The organism is Arthrobacter sp. zg-Y1110 (genome assembly GCF_025244865.1).
Lineage (GTDB): Bacteria > Actinomycetota > Actinomycetes > Actinomycetales > Micrococcaceae > Arthrobacter_B.
In genome coordinates this window covers 124,217-141,640 of the sequence record NZ_CP104272.1, presented here as the reverse complement: position 1 = coordinate 141,640, position 17,424 = coordinate 124,217, and the positions used below count along the sequence as shown (strand labels likewise).

17 protein-coding genes are annotated in these 17,424 nt (G+C 65.4%); 8 read left to right on the top strand and 9 right to left on the bottom strand.

The window, feature by feature from the left end; genetic code table 11:
* Positions 1 to 18: 18 nt before the first annotated feature.
* The 3 genes from N2K99_RS00710 to N2K99_RS00700 all read left to right on the top strand — a co-directional run bounded on the left by N2K99_RS00710 (position 19) and on the right by N2K99_RS00700 (position 3,399).
* Positions 19 to 492 (top strand): hypothetical protein, encoded by a 474-nt coding sequence (locus tag N2K99_RS00710; protein WP_227932615.1) that lies wholly within the window; start codon positions 19 to 21, stop codon positions 490 to 492.
* A gap of 144 nt (positions 493 to 636) precedes the next feature.
* Positions 637 to 1,824, top strand: coding sequence for a zinc-dependent alcohol dehydrogenase (locus tag N2K99_RS00705; protein WP_227920707.1), 1,188 nt, complete (start codon positions 637 to 639; stop codon positions 1,822 to 1,824).
* A gap of 228 nt (positions 1,825 to 2,052) precedes the next feature.
* Positions 2,053 to 3,399 (top strand): MFS transporter, encoded by a 1,347-nt coding sequence (locus N2K99_RS00700; protein WP_227932616.1) that lies wholly within the window; start codon positions 2,053 to 2,055, stop codon positions 3,397 to 3,399.
* Between the two features lie 44 nt (positions 3,400 to 3,443).
* On the opposite strand, the gene N2K99_RS00695 is transcribed toward N2K99_RS00700, so the two are convergent.
* The 3 genes from N2K99_RS00695 to N2K99_RS00685 are packed head-to-tail and all read right to left on the bottom strand — an operon-like array spanning position 3,444 to position 6,196.
* Positions 3,444 to 3,962 (bottom strand): metallophosphoesterase, encoded by a 519-nt coding sequence (locus N2K99_RS00695; RefSeq protein WP_227932617.1) that lies wholly within the window; start codon positions 3,960 to 3,962, stop codon positions 3,444 to 3,446.
* A 3-nt stretch (positions 3,963 to 3,965) separates the two neighbouring features.
* Positions 3,966 to 4,361, bottom strand: coding sequence for a hypothetical protein (locus N2K99_RS00690; protein WP_227920692.1), 396 nt, complete (start codon positions 4,359 to 4,361; stop codon positions 3,966 to 3,968).
* On the bottom strand, positions 4,358 to 6,196 hold the full coding sequence (locus N2K99_RS00685) for a glycoside hydrolase family 15 protein (protein WP_227932618.1): 1,839 nt from the start codon (positions 6,194 to 6,196) through the stop codon (positions 4,358 to 4,360). The genes N2K99_RS00690 and N2K99_RS00685 overlap by 4 nt, the downstream gene beginning before the upstream one ends.
* A gap of 246 nt (positions 6,197 to 6,442) precedes the next feature.
* On the opposite strand from N2K99_RS00685, the gene N2K99_RS00680 reads away from it, so the two are divergent.
* Entirely contained in the window at positions 6,443 to 7,648 is a 1,206-nt protein-coding gene (locus N2K99_RS00680; protein WP_227920971.1) for a DUF445 domain-containing protein, read from the top strand.
* A gap of 87 nt (positions 7,649 to 7,735) precedes the next feature.
* Here N2K99_RS00680 and N2K99_RS00675 read toward each other — a convergent pair whose 3' ends face one another.
* From N2K99_RS00675 to N2K99_RS00665, 3 genes are all read right to left on the bottom strand, one after another.
* Positions 7,736 to 8,488, bottom strand: a complete 753-nt coding sequence (locus N2K99_RS00675; RefSeq protein WP_374200011.1) for a hypothetical protein — start codon at positions 8,486 to 8,488, stop codon at positions 7,736 to 7,738.
* Between the two features lie 158 nt (positions 8,489 to 8,646).
* Complete coding sequence (locus tag N2K99_RS00670) at positions 8,647 to 8,916, bottom strand: GlsB/YeaQ/YmgE family stress response membrane protein (RefSeq protein WP_227932619.1); 270 nt, start codon at positions 8,914 to 8,916, stop codon at positions 8,647 to 8,649.
* Between the two features lie 191 nt (positions 8,917 to 9,107).
* Entirely contained in the window at positions 9,108 to 9,740 is a 633-nt protein-coding gene (locus tag N2K99_RS00665; protein ID WP_227932620.1) for an alpha/beta hydrolase, read from the bottom strand.
* 245 nt (positions 9,741 to 9,985) lie between these two features.
* Here N2K99_RS00665 and N2K99_RS00660 point away from each other — a divergent pair, with 245 nt between their 5' ends.
* Genes N2K99_RS00660 through N2K99_RS00645 form a run of 4 tightly spaced genes read left to right on the top strand, consistent with a single transcriptional unit; the run spans position 9,986 to position 15,316 of the window.
* Entirely contained in the window at positions 9,986 to 11,032 is a 1,047-nt protein-coding gene (locus N2K99_RS00660; RefSeq protein ID WP_227920676.1) for a 1-phosphofructokinase family hexose kinase, read from the top strand.
* A complete protein-coding gene (locus N2K99_RS00655; RefSeq protein ID WP_227932621.1) occupies positions 11,032 to 13,254 on the top strand; it encodes a fructose-specific PTS transporter subunit EIIC in 2,223 nt (740 codons plus the stop codon). Before N2K99_RS00660 ends, N2K99_RS00655 begins: the two co-directional genes overlap by 1 nt.
* 31 nt (positions 13,255 to 13,285) lie before the next feature.
* Positions 13,286 to 14,986: a phosphoenolpyruvate--protein phosphotransferase gene (ptsP, locus tag N2K99_RS00650; protein WP_227932936.1), complete on the top strand. Its 1,701-nt coding sequence runs from the start codon at positions 13,286 to 13,288 to the stop codon at positions 14,984 to 14,986.
* 51 nt (positions 14,987 to 15,037) lie between these two features.
* Entirely contained in the window at positions 15,038 to 15,316 is a 279-nt protein-coding gene (locus N2K99_RS00645) for an HPr family phosphocarrier protein (RefSeq protein ID WP_227920671.1), read from the top strand.
* A 208-nt stretch (positions 15,317 to 15,524) separates the two neighbouring features.
* On the opposite strand, the gene N2K99_RS00640 is transcribed toward N2K99_RS00645, so the two are convergent.
* From N2K99_RS00640 to N2K99_RS00630, 3 genes are all read right to left on the bottom strand, one after another.
* Complete coding sequence (locus N2K99_RS00640; protein ID WP_227932622.1) at positions 15,525 to 16,262, bottom strand: hypothetical protein; 738 nt, start codon at positions 16,260 to 16,262, stop codon at positions 15,525 to 15,527.
* Entirely contained in the window at positions 16,259 to 16,984 is a 726-nt protein-coding gene (locus N2K99_RS00635) for a hypothetical protein (RefSeq protein ID WP_227920667.1), read from the bottom strand. The genes N2K99_RS00640 and N2K99_RS00635 overlap by 4 nt, the downstream gene beginning before the upstream one ends.
* A gap of 113 nt (positions 16,985 to 17,097) precedes the next feature.
* The gene (locus tag N2K99_RS00630) at positions 17,098 to 17,397 is read right to left on the bottom strand and encodes a GNAT family N-acetyltransferase (protein WP_227920665.1); all 300 of its coding nucleotides are present in this window, start codon (positions 17,395 to 17,397) and stop codon (positions 17,098 to 17,100) included.
* Positions 17,398 to 17,424: the final 27 nt, after the last annotated feature.

Here is a 17,424-nt window from a genome sequence, read left to right as displayed (position 1 = left end):
TGTCGGCGTGGAGAAGACATGGAAAAGCCGCTGCGTGTCCTGGTCCAGATAGATACGCGGAATTCAGCCGCCTCGATTGAAGTCCGCGGAGCACTCACGGGCGCCAGCTGCGAGACCCTGCTGAACATCCTCCAGCACACCGCCAAGCTGGGCGCCGACATCTGCGTGAACCTCACGCGCACCGTCCGGATTGAAGCCGCCGCCCTGGAGGTGCTCGCCGGGGTCGCGGACGACGTCGAACGCTCAGCGCCTGCCAACCTGCAGATGCGCGTCCACATCCAGCTTCCACCGGATGCCCTGCCCGGCCATCCGACCGCCGGCAGCCTTCCCCCGGGGAGCCGCGAAGCACTGGATAACGACACTGCACTGGCGATGATCCTGCGCCGGAATACCCGGGTCCTTGCCGGGCCGTATGAGCCCGGACCCGGGGACGCCGCGATACCCGACGGAACCGCTCCTCGGTGGCGTGTCCTGCCGGGCCGCCGCTCCTAGCCCTCCCGCCGCGCACCCCTCCCGCCCCGTCGGAGGCGCTTTCTGCCCGAACAAACACCTGTTTTGTCAGTACGCTTATGAATTGACACAATGGGAGTCAGTTCTTTCAACGCACTCAGAATGCAACTAGCAGGAGGTTCGCACGTGAAAGCAGTTACATGGCAGGGAAAAGAGTCCGTCAGCGTAGAGGTGGTTCCGGATCCGGTGATCCAGGAACCGACCGACGCCATCATCCGCGTCACTTCCACCGCCGTCTGCGGTTCGGACCTCCACCTGTACGCCGTCCTGATGCCGTACATGAAGCCGGGTGACATCCTCGGCCACGAGTCCATGGGCATCGTGGAAGAGGTCGGCTCGGCCGTCACCAACCTGAAGAAGGGTGACCGCGTGGTCATTCCCTTCCAGATTGCCTGCGGCAGCTGCTTCATGTGCCGCCAGGGCCTGCAGACCCAGTGCGAGGTGACCCAGGTGCGTGAAAAGGGAATGGGCGCCCAGCTGTTCGGCTTCTCGGAGCTCTACGGTTCCGTCCCGGGCGGCCAGGCTGAATACCTGCGCGTGCCGCATGCCGACTACGGCCCCATCAAGGTCGGCTCGGAACTGCCGGACCACCGCTACCTGTTCCTCTCCGACATCCTGCCCACCGCCTGGCAGGGCGTTCAGTACGCCAACGTGCCCGACGGCGGCACGCTCGCCGTCTACGGCCTGGGACCGGTGGGCCAGTTCGCTGCCCGCATCGGCACCCACCTCGGCTACCGCGTTATCGGCGTCGACCCCGTGGAGGAGCGCCGCAAGCTCGCCGGCCAGTACGGCGTCGAGGTCCTGGACCTGCATAAGGACATTGCCGACGAACTGCGCGAAATGACCGACGGCCGCGGCCCCGACTCGGTGGTGGACGCCGTCGGCATGGAAGCCCACGGCTCTCCGGTCGGCAAGGCCGCCCAGACTGCGGTTGGCCTGCTGCCGGACAAGCTGGCCCAGAAGGCCATGGAAACCGCCGGAACGGACCGGCTCTCCGCCCTGCACGGCGCACTCGACGCGGTGCGACGCGGCGGAACGGTCTCACTCAGCGGCGTGTACGGCGGCACGGCCAGCCCGATGCCGCTGATGAACATGTTCGACAAGCAGCTGAACCTGCGGATGGGCCAGTGCAACGTCAAGCGCTGGGTTGATGACCTGATTCCGCTGGTCGAGGATTCCGCCGATCCGCTGGGCGTGACCAACCTGGTGACCCACCAGGCCAGCCTTGAGGACGCACCGGAGCTGTACGAGAAGTTCCAGAAGAAGGAAGACGGCTGCATCAAGGTCGTTTTCCAGCCCGGCATCCAGAACTAACCGACACCGGATCTGCCGCAAAAAGCCAGGACCCGCCGCAAGGCCGCGGGTCCTGGCTTTTTGCGGTTAACCGCCCGGGCAGCCCTCCGGGAACGGTGCACAGATGTAATTCGCACCACACACCCCTGTGGCCCTACACTCATTGAGGTTCTTTAAACGAACACACGTTCGGCATGCGTACAGCGTGGCCGGCCCCCCCCCGCCCCAAGAGCAAGTTAGGTAAGGCCCATGGAAATCAAGGAACGCATCGAAGCGGCTCCTATGAAGCGCATGCAGGTCGGCATTGTCGCCATCTGTGTCGCCCTGAACATGATCGACGGCTTTGACGTCCTGGTCATGGCTTTCAGCGCCAATTCGATCAGCGAGCACTGGGACCTCAGCGGTGCCGAGCTGGGCATGCTGCTCTCCTCGGCCCTCTTCGGCATGGCTGTGGGATCCATCCTGGTGGCCCAGGTGGCCGACATCATCGGCCGGCAGAAGACCATCCTGATCTGTGCGCTGGTGATTTCGGCGGGGATGTTCGCCTCCGCGTTCGCTCCGACCTATGAAGTCCTCTTTGTGCTGCGCTTCATCACCGGACTGGCCATCGGCACCATGCAGGCGAGCCTCAACGTCTTCGTCTCCGAGTACTCCTCGGCCAAACGGCGTTCCACCGCGATCAGCTTCTACAGCGCCGGGCAGCCTATCGGCGGCATGCTGGGCGGCATCATTGCGGGCATCCTCATCGCGGCCTACAGCTGGCACGCGGCGTTCATTTTCGGCGGCATCATCACGCTGGCCATGATTCCGTTCATCCTGAAGCTGCTGCCCGAATCCCTGGACTACCTCATGACCCGGCGCCCGGCCGGCGCGCTGGACAAGACCAACCGCATCCTGGCCCGCCTGGACCAGCCGGCGATCACAGAACTGCCAGTCATTCCCAAGGGCACGGCGCTGACTATCGGCTCACGCTGGAAGTCCCTGTTCTCCGGCAAATACGCGGCGACCACCGTCTTCCTGTCCATCGCATTCATGATGCTGATGGCCAGCTTCTACTTCGCGAACTCCTGGACGCCCAAGCTAGTCGCTTCCAGCGGCTTCACGGCGCAGGACGGCATCGACGCCGGCGTGCTCTTCAGCCTCGGCGCGATCATCGGTTCCATCGTCTTCGGACTGATCGCCGCCCGATTCGCCGTCAAGTGGGTCCTGGTCACGTTCTTCGTCCTCGCCGCAGGCGGCTTCGGCGTGTACGCAGTCTCCACCGGCGCGCTGTCCACGGCCCTGCTGGCGGCGGCCCTGCTGGGCTTCCTGGTGAACGCCGGCATCGCCGGCATGTTCTCCATCGGTCCCGTGTACTACTCCTCGGACGTACGCGCCACGGCGGTAGGGTTCATCACCGGCATGGGCCGGGTGGGTGCCATCATCTCCCCGATCGTGGCCGGTTCCCTGATCGACGGCGGCTGGGAACCCGGCAACCTTTACTTCCTCTTCATCGTTCCGATGCTTGTGGGCGGCGGAGCGATCGCCTGCCTGCGCACCGGCCGGCCCAAGGTGGCCGAGCCGGCGGCCCTGCGTAAGGACACCGTCCCGGCCTGACCGGGCATGGCGGTGCCGCGCCGCAAGGCGCGCCCGGAACGTCCCTAGGAACGCCCGATCCCCCGCGGTGGAAGCCGCTGGAGATCGGGCGTTACTGTTTTCCCGTCAATTTCCAGCCGCAGGTAGGTGCAGAACGGCTGCCGCCGCCGGTCCGTGGGGGACCCGGGGTTCAGCAGGCGCATCCCCGCTGGTGTCACGGAGTCCCACGGGATGTGGCTGTGGCCGAAGACCAGCAGGTCCGTGTCCGGAAACTGGGCGTCCATCCGCTCTCCGCGCTTAGCGGCGGGACCTGTCTCATGCACGACGGCGAGCCGCACCTCTTCAACCACCGCCCGGGCCACCAGCGGCAGCCGGTTCCGCAGCTCGGCGCCGTCGTTGTTGCCGTAGCAGGCGATCAGCCGCCGCGAGCGGGACTGAAGCTGGTCGAGCAGCTCCTCGTTCACCCAGTCTCCGGCGTGCACCACAATGTCGGCGGCTTCAATGTCGGCCCAGAGGACCTCGGGAAGCACCTTCGCCCGCTTGGGCAGATGGGTATCCGAAAGCAGGAGGAGCTTCGAAGACATCCGTTATTTCCGCAGGTTCCATGCCCAGAGGATCAACGGCAGCTGGAGCGGGAGCCGGACACTGTGGATCAGTTTCTCTTTGTCCCCGCCGCGGGGGCCGAAGGCGCGCTGCAGGGCAGAGATGTGCCCCGCAATGAAGGCAACGTACATGGCCGCCGTCCCCGTCGCCGCCAGCCGCCGCGTAGCCGGCAGCAGCAGTCCGGCGGCGGCCGCGAACTCAATGACTCCGCTGACGTGCGTCCACTGGCGCCGGGTCAGCACACCGAACTTCCCCTCGGTATCGGTGCTGATGCTGCGCGGAACCACCGCGTTGTAGAAGCGCGGGTTACGGAAGTGGTTGACGGCGCTGGTGGTCAGCAGGGCCGCCATGGCAGCTGCTGAGAGCGTCTGTCGGTTCATCGGGTTCCTTCGGTTGTGGGGACGGCCGCCCGCCGGGGAGTCGGCACTTGTGCAGCGACGGCGACGGCAATCGCATCGGCTGCGCGGACCAGGGCCAGGTGGGAAAACGCCTGCGGAAAGTTCCCGGCCATGGTGTTGTTTTCTGCATCATATTCCTCACTGAGCAGACCAAGCTCGTTGGCGTACCCCACCAACTGGTCCATCAGCCGCCGGGCCTGGGGGAGCCGGCCCGAGTGGGCGTACTGTTCCACCAGCCAGAAGCTGCACGCCAGGAAGGGGTTCTCCCCCGCCGCCAGTCCGTCCACCCCGGTATCGGTGGCGTAGCGCAGCAGGAGTCCGGAGCCGTTGACCAGCTCCGACTCCAGCCGGGAAACCGTGCCCAGCATTTTTTCGTCGTCGTAGGCAACGAAACCCACGTGCGGCAGCTGGAGCAGGGCAGCGTCCACGGTGCCGCTGCCGTAGAACTGGGTGAAGGAGTTCAGGGCGGGGTCCCAGCCGCGTTCCATCACTTCGTCGCGAAGTCCGTCCCGCAGCCCTTCCCAGACCTCCACCGGCCCGTCGAGCCCATAGGTCCTGGCCGCCTTGGCCGCCCGGTCGAAGGCAGCCCACATCATGACCCGTGAGTGGGTGAAATGCCGGGGCGTCCCGCGCATCTCCCAGATGCCGCGGTCCGGTTCCTCCAAGTGCTTTTCCAGGAAGGTCAGCAGCGCCCGCTGCAGGGGCCAGGAAAAGTGGTCCTCCGGCACGCCCCGGTCCCGCAGCCGGTCAAGGGCCACCATCACTTCGCCCACCACGTCGGCCTGGTACTGCCCTACGGCCCCGTTGCCGATGCGCACGGGTGCAGCTCCCGCATAACCGGGAAACTGCGGGAGGATCTGCTCCGGCAGTTCCCGTCCGCCGTCGACGGCGTACATGATCTGCAGGTCCTCGGGATCTCCGGCGACGGCGCGCAGCAGCCAGCTGCGCCATTCCAAGGCCTCCTCCTCGTAGCCGTGGGTCAGCATGGCCTCGAGCGTCAGGGCGGCGTCCCGCAGCCAGCAGTACCGGTAGTCCCAGTTGCGGTCCCCGCCGGCTTCTTCGGGCAGCGAGGTGGTGGGCGCGGCGACAATGCCGCCGGTGTCCTCATGGGTCAGGGCGCGCAGGACCAGCAGCGAGCGGCGTACCGCGTGTTCATAGGGGACGTTTTGAGGGCACTGCCGGCCCCAGTCCTGCCAGTAGCCGACAGTCCTTTCCAAGGCGGTGTCAACGTTCTGCCGGGGCGGTACCGGCCGGTGCGAGGGGTACCACGTGAGTTCCAGGTCAACGCATTCCCCGGCCCGGACTTCGAAGCGCCCCACGTGGCGGTGATCCTGGGCCGCCGGCAGATTGGCGCCGCGGAGCACCAGCGCGCCGGGTCCGGCAATGGCGGAAAGGTGTTCACCGTCGTCGTCCCGTCCCCGGAAAACCCAGGGAATGACCGTGCCGTAGCCGAAGCGGATCTGCAGTTCCTGCCGCATGTCCACAGTGCCGCTCATGCCTTCGATCCGCCGGATCAGGGACGCCCGCCGGTCCTTCACCGGCATGAAGTCCGTGACCCGGACCGCTCCGGAGGGCGTCTGCCAATGTGTGCGCAGCACGAAGGTGGACTCAACATACCCCCGGTGCGTTACGGTCGCTGCGGGATGTTCCGGTGCCAGCAGCCACCGGCCGTGGTCGCTGCTCCCGAGCAGCGCACCGAACACCGACGGCGAATCGAACCGCGGCAGGCAGAGCCAGTCCATACTGCCGGCCCGCGATATGAGGGCTCCGGTGTGCAGGTCCGAAACCAGCGCATAATCCTCTATGGGGGATGCCATGGCACTACTCAACCACACGGCGCCGAATCCTCGGTTCGTAGCGCATCTGCGGCAATCACTGATTAGATTGGGGTGGTCCCGCGCAGAAGTTCCTTACAGCGGATCGGCAGCGGGACCGGCACTGGATTAGGGAGCGGTATTGAAACACGCGTCAACCTCGAAGATGTCCTTCTCCGTGAAGGAGGTACACGCGTGAGCGTGGTTGCCCAGCCCACCGACGAGCAGCGCGCCTATGCCCTGCGGCGCATGAAAATGCTGGCCACGGGCCTGCTGATCCTCCTGGCCGTCATCTTCCTCTTTTCCTTCGCCCTGCAGGACAGGTACCCGTGGCTGGAATACGTCCGCGCTGCGGCAGAGGGCGGCATGGTAGGCGCCCTTGCCGACTGGTTCGCGGTCACCGCGCTGTTCAAGCATCCGATGGGGGTGAAGATCCCCCACACGGCCATCATCCCCGAGAAGAAGGACCAGATCGGGGCGTCCCTGGGCCAGTTCGTGGAACAGAACTTCCTGGCCGAAGACATCATCCGGGCCAAGCTCGATTCCATGCAGGTCGCTGCGAAGGCAGGCACCTGGCTGGCCCGGCCCGAGGGAGCCGAACGCGTCGCCACCGAAGGTGCCGCAGCCATCCGCGGGGCCCTGAGGGTACTCGACGACGACGCCGTCCGCGACGTGCTGGAATCCATGTTCCGCCGCCACGTAGTGAATCCGCAGTGGGGGCCGCCGGCCGGAAAAATGGCCCAGCGGATCTTCGAGGAGGGCCACCACCACCAGCTGGTTAACCTGATTGTGGACAGCCTGTCCGACTGGGTGCTGGCCAACCCCGAAGTGATCGGCCGGCTGGTAACCGAGCGTTCGCCGTCGTGGGTTCCCGCCTTCGTGGATGACCTGGTCGGCGAGCGCGTGCAGATCCAGGCCGAACGGTTCCTGATCGACGTGCAGGAAAACCCCAACCACCAGCTGCGCGTGGCATTGGACAACTACCTCACCGGAGTGGCCCGGGACCTGCAGGAGGACCCCAAGACCATGGCCAAGGCCGATGCGGTGAAGGAGCAGGTGCTGGATGACCCGCGCGTGCGCGAACTGATGACTTCCACCTGGACCACCATCAAGAACGCGCTGATGACGGCCGCCGATGACCCGGACAGTGAACTCACCCGGAACTTCAAGTCCGCACTGCAGGACTTCGGTACGCGCCTGATCAACGAGCCGGAGCTCGCGGCCAAGGTGAACGGTTACGTGGCGGACGCTGCGGGCTACTTGGTCCGCACGTACAGCAACGACATTGCCGCCGTCATTACCGAGACAGTGGAGAACTGGGATGCGCAGGAGACCTCGGAGAAGATCGAACTGCAGGTCGGCAAGGACCTGCAGTTCATCCGAATCAACGGCACAGTGGTTGGTTCGCTGGCCGGGCTGGCGATCTTCACCATCGCCACGGCTGTGTTCGGCTGATCCCGGGTTCGGCTAAAAGGCACGCTTAGGACAAAAAGGCCCGCCGGCAAATGCCGGCGGGCCTTTTTCCGTTGAGGGACCGTTGCCCTAAGCGGACTTCTCCAGCTGGTCCAGTTCTCCTGCCAGCTGTCCGGGGATCGACGTCGGCGGTTCGCCGAAGGCTGCCCGGGTCGCCTTGATAACGCCCTTGCCCATGGCACGGTTGCCCACGCCGCCGACTATGGCACCCACACCCAGCGGCAGGGCACGTCCGAGCAGGGCGGTGCCCTGCTTGGCCATAACCCGCTTGAGGAACTGCTTGCGGATGCTGCCGCCCACCGAGCCCATCAGGCCGGAGGGCATACTGCCCATGCTGCTGCCCCAGGCCTGAGCGGTTCCGCGTCCGGACAGGGACTGCATCATGGAGGTCCCTTCCTCGCCCAGCATGATGGCCATGACCATGGTCCGTGACTTCTCCGGATCGGCCAGCCGGACTCCGTGCAGTTCAGCCACGGACTGCGCGTACAGGGCTGTCGCCTCGAGGAAACCGACCGTCGCTGCGGCTGACAGGCCAAGTGCCGCGACGGTTCCCACGCCCGGAACCACGGCAGTGGCTCCGATGGCAGCGCCGCCGCCGGTCACTGCGTTGATGTAGTGCCGGTCCAGGATGCTGATCAGCTCGGCGGCATCGGCGGACGGGTTCTTGCGCTGCATCCTGCGGATGTTCGCCAGCACCAGTGGCCGCTGGACTTCCACGGCACGCTCGATGGCCTTCACAACCTGCGGCTTGGGCTTGCCGTCCGCGCCCATAGTGGCTCGTCCGGCCAGTTTGGCTGCGGGATTGAACTTACGTCGCTTCACAGAACTCTCCTCGGGGAAATCCGGTACAGGCTTCACACCTACGGTATTACTCCAACACCAGCGGGTTTTACCTAAAGCAAAGGGCGGGGTCCGGCGGAATATTCCGCCGGGGCCCCGCCCTCTAAATCAACGCCGCGTCAGCGGCGCTTACGCACTAATTAGGCGCGGTTGCTGCTCTTGCGGGTTACGAAGCCGTAGATCACCAGAACGATGAGGGCACCGACGATTGCAACGAGCCACGTCTGGATGGACCAGAAGTTCTCCAGCGGAACGTTGAACAGAAGCCCGCCGAGCCAGCCGCCCAGAAGGGCGCCGATGACACCCAGAACCAGGGTGGCGATCCAGCCGCCGCCCTGACGACCCGGGAGGACCATCTTTGCAATTGCACCTGCGATGAGACCAAGAATAAGGAACGCAATGAAGCTCATTTGATTCTCCTTGCTGTGTGAGTGACAGTGATTTGAAGCACGACCTTGTGAGCCACGCTTTCCCCCAGCCTACTTGATCAGCAACCTTACGTCACAGTCCGGGGGGAATTCCCATTCAGCTGGGTGTGTGTTAGGTACCGCGGGCGTGTCGCCATTTCCGCCCAATTTCCCCTACGGCGTGTCGGCCTCCCCTACGGCGTGTCGGCGGCAAGGTACCGGCGGAGGAAAACCGCTACATCCGTGATTTCACGAGTACCTATGGAATGCCCCATTCCCGAATAGGTCCGCGCCGTCAGCGCCACATTCTCGTCAAGCCACTGCGCGGTGTAATTCACTGCGTCTGCATTAATGACCCAGTCCTCCCGGTCCCGCCCCCAAAAGAACGGCACCCTCACGGGCAGCGGTTCCGCGGCGGCGAGGAGTTCGTTGCGGGCAATGAAACCGGAAAGGCCGACGACGGCGCGGAAATCCTGCGGCCTCAACCGCAAAAGCGTGCCGGCCATGGCCATGCCCTGGGAGAATCCCACCAGCGAGATTCCGGTGAACCCGTATTCCGTACGGGTCCGGTCCAGCCAGGCCAGCAGCGAGAGCGAGGATTCCAGGACCTCGGCGGTGTCCGAGTTCAGGAGCGGATCCAGCAGGAACCATCCGCTGGCTCCCCCCACATCCAACGGCCCCCGCACGGCGGCTCCGACAGCAGAAGCCGGCAGGGCGATGAAGAGCCGCTCCATTGCCTGCTCGCCGGATCCGTAGCCGTGCAGAAAGACCACCAGTTCGCGCCCACGGCGTCGCTCCGCCGGCTCGGACCACGTTACGTTTTCCATCGGTTCAGCGTAGCGCTGCATGCCGTTTGCAGGCCGTCGGCGCGGCGCCGCCCAAGGGCCATTGCCACGGGTGGTGCGGCAAAAGTAAAGTCGCACTCAGCGCATAAACGTGGCTGTTGCCACAGATCGCGGGCGTGCATGTATCCGAGCAGAAGCCACCAAAAGCACCGGGAACCGCACCGGCACGCCGTTCCCCTCCCAACAGCGGCCGGCCCTGGCAGGCACGGCCTGGACGGATCCCCTTTATGATCCTCACCCTTACTGCCAATCCCAGCCTGGACCGCACCGTTTCGCTCCCCGGGGCACTGGAGCGGGGAGCCGTCCAGCGTGCCGTTGCCGCGGGAGAAGAGCCGGGCGGCAAAGGCGTAAACGTCTCCCGGGCCCTGACTGTCTCGGGTATCCGGTCCGTTGCCGTCCTTCCCGGCGCCGACGCCGATCCCGTCATGGCCGGATTGCGGCAGGCGGGAGTCGAGTACTTGAACCTGCCCATCGCGGCGCCGCTGCGCAGCAACATCACGCTCACGGAGCCGGACGGCACCACCACTAAGATCAATGCTCCCGGTCCGCCGCTGAAGCCGGTGGAGCAGGAGGCACTGATCTCCCTGCTGGTAGGGGCCTGCACCGCCGGCGACAGCGGCCCGGGTTCCTGGCTGGTGCTGGCCGGCTCGCTCCCCCCGGAAGTGCCGCCGGACTTTTACGCATCGGTGGCCCATACCGTGAGGGACCGGCTGGGGGCCAAGGCGCCGCGCATAGCCATCGACTCCTCCGGACCGCCCCTCATGGGCGCGTTGCTGCACGGAGCGGAGCCGGACCTGCTTAAACCCAATGCCGAGGAACTCTCCGAAGCCACGGGGTTTTCCTCCGAAGCGGAACTGGAAGCCGACCCCCTGCTGGCGGCGCGGGCGGCGGGGATGCTGATTGAACGCGGCGTCGGCGCCGTCCTCGCCACCCTGGGTGCCAGGGGCGCACTGCTGGTCACTGCGCACGGAAGCTGGCTGGCCACCCGACCACCCGTGCAGGCCCGCTCGACGGTTGGCGCAGGGGATTCGGCCCTGGCCGGGTACCTGCTTGCCGACGTCTCCGGTGCGGCACCTCCGGACTGCCTACGGCAGGCAGTAGCCCACGGTGCCGCCGCTGCCTCCCTTCCCGGAACCACTGTCCCAGCCGTTACAGCTACTGATCCAGGAGCGGTAACGGTCACCACCCTCAACGGCACCCGGGGCACCCCTCGGGGAGCTGCCGCCGGGAGCGCCACCGCTTCGCCGTCGTCGTCTTCGAAGGAGGAAAGCTGATGTCGGACCTCATTACGCCGGACCTGGTCACATTGGACGAGAACCTGGGCACGGACAAGACCACTGTTATCGGCCATTTGGCCCGGGGTGTGGTGGCCGCGGGCCGGGCGACCAATTACGAAGACCTCTACGCGGATGCGATGGCCCGTGAATCGAAGACCGCCACCGGCGTGCCCGGCGGCATTGCGATTCCGCACTGCCGGTCCGCGGCGGTCACCAAACCGACGCTCGCCATGGCGCGGATTCGTCCCGCAGTGGACTGGGGAGCGAAGGACGGCCCCGCCGACATCGTCTTTTTCATTGCTGCTCCGGAAGGAGCGGACCAGGAACACCTCCAACTGCTCGCAAAGCTGGCCCGATCGCTCATCCGTAAGGACTTCACCGCCTCCCTGCGTTCGGCTACCTCGCCGGTGCAGATCGTGGAACTGGTTGACGGAGCCCTCGGGCTCGGCCCCGCACCGGACAGCGCCGGAAGCGCCGCCGGTGCGGGCGGCGCCGCTGCGGCGGGTGCGGCCACCGGCGCCACTGCCGTGGGCAGCGACGCCGGCTCCCGCGACGGGGGCCAAACGGGCGGGGGCCAAGCGGGCGGGGGCCAAGCGGGCGGGGGCCAAACGGGCGGGGGCCAAGCGGACGGAACCGGCGACGGCGGACACGGAGCCGACGCTCCTGCTTCCGCGGGCGGTACCGGAGCAACCCACACGGACACCTCGAGGTCACGGCATCTGGTCGCCGTGACCGCATGCCCCACCGGTATTGCGCACACCTACATGGCCGCTGATTCCCTCGCCGCGGCAGCTGCCGAGCGCGGCGTCGACCTGCAGGTGGAAACGCAGGGTTCCGCCAAATCCACTCCCCTGGACCCCTCGGTGATCCGCAACGCGGAAGCGGTGATCTTTGCCGTCGACGTCGATGTCCGGGACAAGGGGCGCTTCGCCGGGAAACCGCTGATCAGCGGACCCGTGAAACGCGGCATCGACGAACCGGGCGTGATGATCGACGAAGCCCTCAACGCAGTCAATGACCCGAATGCCCGGCGCGTGTCCGGAGGCGGCGGCGGCGGGGAGGAGAACGAAGGCGGCTCCGGCTCCGGCGGGGAAGGCTTCGGCGGACAGCTCAAGCGGGCGCTGCTGACCGGCGTCAGCTACATGATTCCGTTTGTTGCCGGCGGCGGTCTGCTGATTGCCCTCGGCTTCCTCCTGGGCGGCTACGAGCTCGCACTGTCGGTCGACGACGTCGCCAACGGAGACCGGATGCTGGACGGCACGTCGATCCTTAATCCGCCGCCTGAAGGGGTGATCCCCTATCTCGGAGCCGTGTTCTGGAAGATCGGCTCCCTGTCCATGGGCTTCCTGGTGCCTGCCCTGGCCGGTTACATTGCCTATGCCCTGGCCGACCGGCCGGGCATCGCACCGGGCTTCACCGCAGGCGCCGTGGCGGTGTTTATGGATGCCGGCTTCATCGGCGGCATCATCGGCGGCCTGCTGGCCGGTTACGCGGCCCGCTGGATCGGCGGCTGGAACGTTCCGTCGTGGATGCGGGGGCTGATGCCGGTGGTCATCATTCCGCTTTTGGCGTCGATCATAGCCTCCGGCCTGATGATGCTGGTCCTGGGCGGACCCATTGCCGCCTTGACCCTGGGACTGAATGACTGGCTGACCGGCCTCACCGGTGTGGCGGCCATCGGTCTGGGCATCATTCTTGGCCTGATGATGGGTTCCGATCTGGGTGGTCCGATCAACAAGGTGGCGTACGCGTTTGCCGTTGCCGGGCTTGGGGAAGGCAGCTTCGAGAACCAGGTGCCGTGGGAAATCATGGCAGCGGTCATGGCAGCCGGCATGGTCCCGCCGCTGGGCATGGCTTTTGCCTCCACGGTGCTGGCAAAGAACCAGTTCAGCATGGCCCTGCGCGAGAACGGAAAGGCGGCGTGGCTGCTGGGTGCGGCCTTCATTTCGGAGGGCGCCATCCCGTTTGCCGCTTCCGATTTCTTCCGGGTCATTCCCTCCACCATGCTGGGCGGTGCGGTGGCCGGTGCGATCTGCCTGGGCACCGGGGTAACCTCACAGGCACCGCACGGCGGTATCTTCGTGTTCTTCGCCATCGGCAACCTGCTGATGTTCATCGTCGCCATACTGGCAGGAGCAGCTGTTACCGGGTTCGTTTACGTGGCTTTGAAACGGTTCGTGAAGCCCCGGAAAAAGGTGGAGGAACCAGCAATTGCCTAAAGCACAGTCGATGAAGAGGAAGGCTTAGATGATGCGGACCATCCAGGGAATCGGAGTCAGTGCCGGACGCGTCCTCGGCCCCTCGCGCCGGATGCCGCCTCCGGTGCCCGAGCCTGATGCCGAGGCGAAACCAGCCCCGGGCAGCACGGTGGACGGGGAGAAAAGCCGCCTCAAGGATGCCGCTGAAGCAGTCCGGGGGGACCTCAAGCACCGGGCGGAAACCGCCTCGGGAGATGCAAAAGCCGTGTTGGACGCCACCGCCATGATGGCTTCCGATCCCATGCTGCTCAAAGCGGCGGGCAAACACATCAACGCAGGCATGGCTACGGACCGGGCCATCTGGGAAGCGGGCATGGAGGTAGCCGCCATGCTCCAGAGCCTCGGCGGCTACATGGCTGAACGGACCCAGGACGTGCTGGATGTCCGCGCCCGGATTGTCGCCGAACTCAACGGACTGCCGGCACCCGGGATTCCGGCTTCCGATGTTCCCTTTATCCTCACGGCCGTGGAGCTGGCACCGGCCGACACCGCAACGCTGGACCCGGCAATGGTGATCGGACTGGTCACCAGCGAGGGCGGCCCGCAGTCCCACACGGCAATCCTCGCCCGCTCCCTGGGCCTGCCCGCCGTGGTCGGAGCCCCCGGCGCGGACGAAGTTCCTGATGGAGCCGAAATCTATCTCGACGGCGCGGCCGGCACCGTGGTGGTGGAACCCGGGGAAGAGGAACGGGAGGCTGCGCACAAATACGCGGCCCGCTCCGCACTCCCGGCATTCAACGGCACGGGCTCAACCTCGGACGGGTACCTGGTGCCGTTGTTGGCCAACGTGGGATCAGGGAAGGACGCCCGGGCCGCGGCGGAGGCAGGTGCCGAAGGAATCGGGCTGCTCCGCACGGAGTTCTGTTTCCTAGGCAGGGATACCGAACCCACCATCGAGGAACAGGTTGCCGCCTACGGTGCGGTGTTCGAAGCATTCCCCGGCCGGAAGGTAGTGATCCGGACCCTCGACGCCGGCGCGGACAAGCCGCTCCCGTTCCTGACGGACACAACGGAGCCCAACCCGGCGCTGGGGGTACGCGGATTCCGGACCGACCGTTCCACGCCTGGTGTCCTCGCCCGCCAACTCGAGGCTATTGCCGCTGCCGCCGGGGCCTCCACGGCGGATGTCTGGGTAATGGCACCGATGGTCTCCACCGCGGAGGAGGCCGCCGACTTCGCGGTGATGTGCGCCGGAGCCGGACTCGGCATGCCCGGGGTGATGGTGGAGGTGCCGTCGGCGGCCATCATGTCCGAAGCCATCCTTTCGCGGGTGAGGTTTGCCAGCCTGGGCACCAATGACCTGACGCAGTACACCATGGCCTCGGACCGGCAACTGGGTTCGCTGGCGTCGCTGAACGACCCGTGGCAGCCGGCTGTCCTGCAGTTGATTTCCGCCACCGTGGCCGGTGCGGCAAGAGCCACGGCCCTGGACCCGGCGGCCGGCGCCAGGACCGTGGGTGTTTGTGGTGAGGCAGCCGCCGACCCCGCACTCGCCGTCGTCCTGGCCGGCATGGGAGTGAACACGCTGTCGATGACTCCCCGGGCACTGTCCACCGTGGGGACGGTCCTGGCTTCCGTGACCCATGACCAGGCGAAAGAGTTGTCCGCGAGGGCCCTGGCGGCACACTCCGCGGCTGAAGCGCGCACCATTGTCCGCAGCCGGCTGCCCATCCTCGAACAGCTCGGACTGTAGGCGGGCAAGGCGGAACAAAAGCCAGCAGCTTAACCACGGAAGGAACGAAAAATGGCAGAACGCAAAGCCACAGTGGCCAGCAGGGTGGGACTCCATGCCCGGCCGGCATCGATCTTCGCGGAAGCGGCAGCGGCCCAGCCCGTCGACGTGACCATAGCGATGGAAGGGGAACCGGCCGAAGAGGCAATGGATGCCTCGAGCATGCTGTCCCTGATGAGCCTTGGCGCATCGCACGGAGATGTGGTGGTGCTGCGCTCGGACGGGGAGGGTGCGGAAACGGCCCTGGAGGAACTGGCCAAGATTCTCGAGACGGATCTGGATGCGACCTAGGCAGCCCGGGCAAGAGGCGGGGCACTCATCCGTTCTATGAATGTCCCGCCTTTTGCTTTCAGTACCGGCTATTCCCGGAAATGACGAAGCCAACGGCAGTGCCGCTGGCTTCGTTGCAACTTCACGCTGACCCCCCACAGGCAGCGGACGTTACATATTCATTATTCTGGCATACAAACATGAAATCGTGAACAACTTTACCTAATTGTCACCTTGCGTAGCTATGCGTCAGCAGGCTTTGCTTTTCTTTCTTTTTTGCGGCGATACCGTAGACGGCTACGGCAGCGAGCCCAGCCGTGAGGATAATGACCGAGGAATGCGGCAGGATGTAGTCCCAAACACCGGTCTGCTGTCCGGTCACCCACAGCGCCGACCAGATCACGATCTCGGCAAGGGCAACGCCTACCAGCGCCGATCCGACCCGCAGCAGGGCAGGCCGCCTCCCGGTCGCAGCGACACGGAAAGCGGGAACGATCAGGCAGGCGGCTATATAGGCGGGATAGATCCGTCCCAGCACGGCGTAGGCCCAGACGGGTTCCTGGTTTATATAGCCGTTGAGGCCCGGGGAAGAGACCGGCATGTCGCACATGCTGAACAACACGGTGGTGGCAATGGCTGTTGCGGCCAGTACTACGAGTCCGGGGAGCCCCAAAATGATTCGGCGTACTTTGGGAGCCTGGAACGCCGCAGCGGCACTGCCGCCAATGAGCGCCACGACTCCGTAGGTCGCATAACGGAGAACCAGGTTGGCGTGATTTGATCCGCCCAGCAAAGCATCCACGGGAAGGTAAATCGACGGAATGCTCAGCGCGACTCCTATGGTGGCAGCGGCAAGCCCCCAAAAGAGCATTGGATTGCGGCCCTGGATAGCCAGCGGCAGCCGAACCAGGGTAAAAACAGCCACAACGGCCAGCGCGCCAAACTGAATGGCAGAGGCTATATTCATCCCAGGTTCTCCAAGAGCGTTAGATCATTCTCCACATCGTGTTCATACTTCCTTAGTTGCTTTCCCACCCCGTCTAAACGGTCCCGGGCCAGGAACATGAGTTCGGAATCGCTGAGTGCAGCCAATGCCTCCTGCTGGCCCTTCTGCGGCCAGCCGGCCTCTCCCGGCGTGACCAGCCCGGTGGCCACCAAACCGCCCGGGAGTGAAGCACCCGCAATCCGCGCCGCTTCCACGGCCAATTCGGGCGCCAGCCGGCCCGCTGAAAGCTGCGCCGAAATATTCTGCGGTGCAACTCCGGTCTTGGCACTAAGCTGCTGGCGCAGGTCCCCCGGGTCTACCGCCTCGAACCAGGAACGGATCGCGTTCCGGTGCGGATATTTCGCAAGGTCAGGGCATTCCGGGGGTCCGGACTGGGTGGCCCGGGCCAGGATCACCTGCAGGATGCAGACGTAGGAAACCTGGCTGATGAGTTCCGCGGGCGTGGGCCGCCAGGGCCCGCCGAGCAGGTCGGAGTATTCCTCGAAATCCGACAGTGCCTCAACCGGGTTTTTTCCGTACGCCCTAGCCACCCGGACCACGGTAATTTCCGATACTTTGCCCCGGACAATCTGCTGGGTCAGGGTGGAGCGCTTGATGCCCGTCCGGCGGCAAACGTCTGCGTTGGATTCGCCCGGGGCCACTGCGCTGCGCCAATTCTGGAAAGACCTGGCAGACACCGCCATCTTCGGCCCCCTCGATTGGATTTACCCGGACAAATGGAATTATACTGTTGGAACTGGCTTCCCCTTCTGCGTTCCCCCCATATGCAGAGCGGGAAGCCAGCTTCAATTAACGGCTAGTCCTGCGGCCAGGACACGTGGTGGCTGTATTCCGGATGCTTGCCAAGGTATGCGGCCATGTAGGAGCAGTACGGCTTGATCCGTCGCCCGCCGCTCACAATGTCCTCCACGGCGTATCGGGCCAGGCGCGATGAGTAGCCCTGATGCCGGAACGCCGGCTCCATTTCCGTATGGGTCAAAGCAACGCCGTCCGGCTCCACCTGGTAATCGGCCATACCCACGAGGGTGCCGTCCAGCCGCAGTTCGTACCGGTTCAGCGCTTCATTGCGCGTGACGCTGATGTCTTTGCTAGTCATGGCCCGAGACTGCCACGCATTCCCACC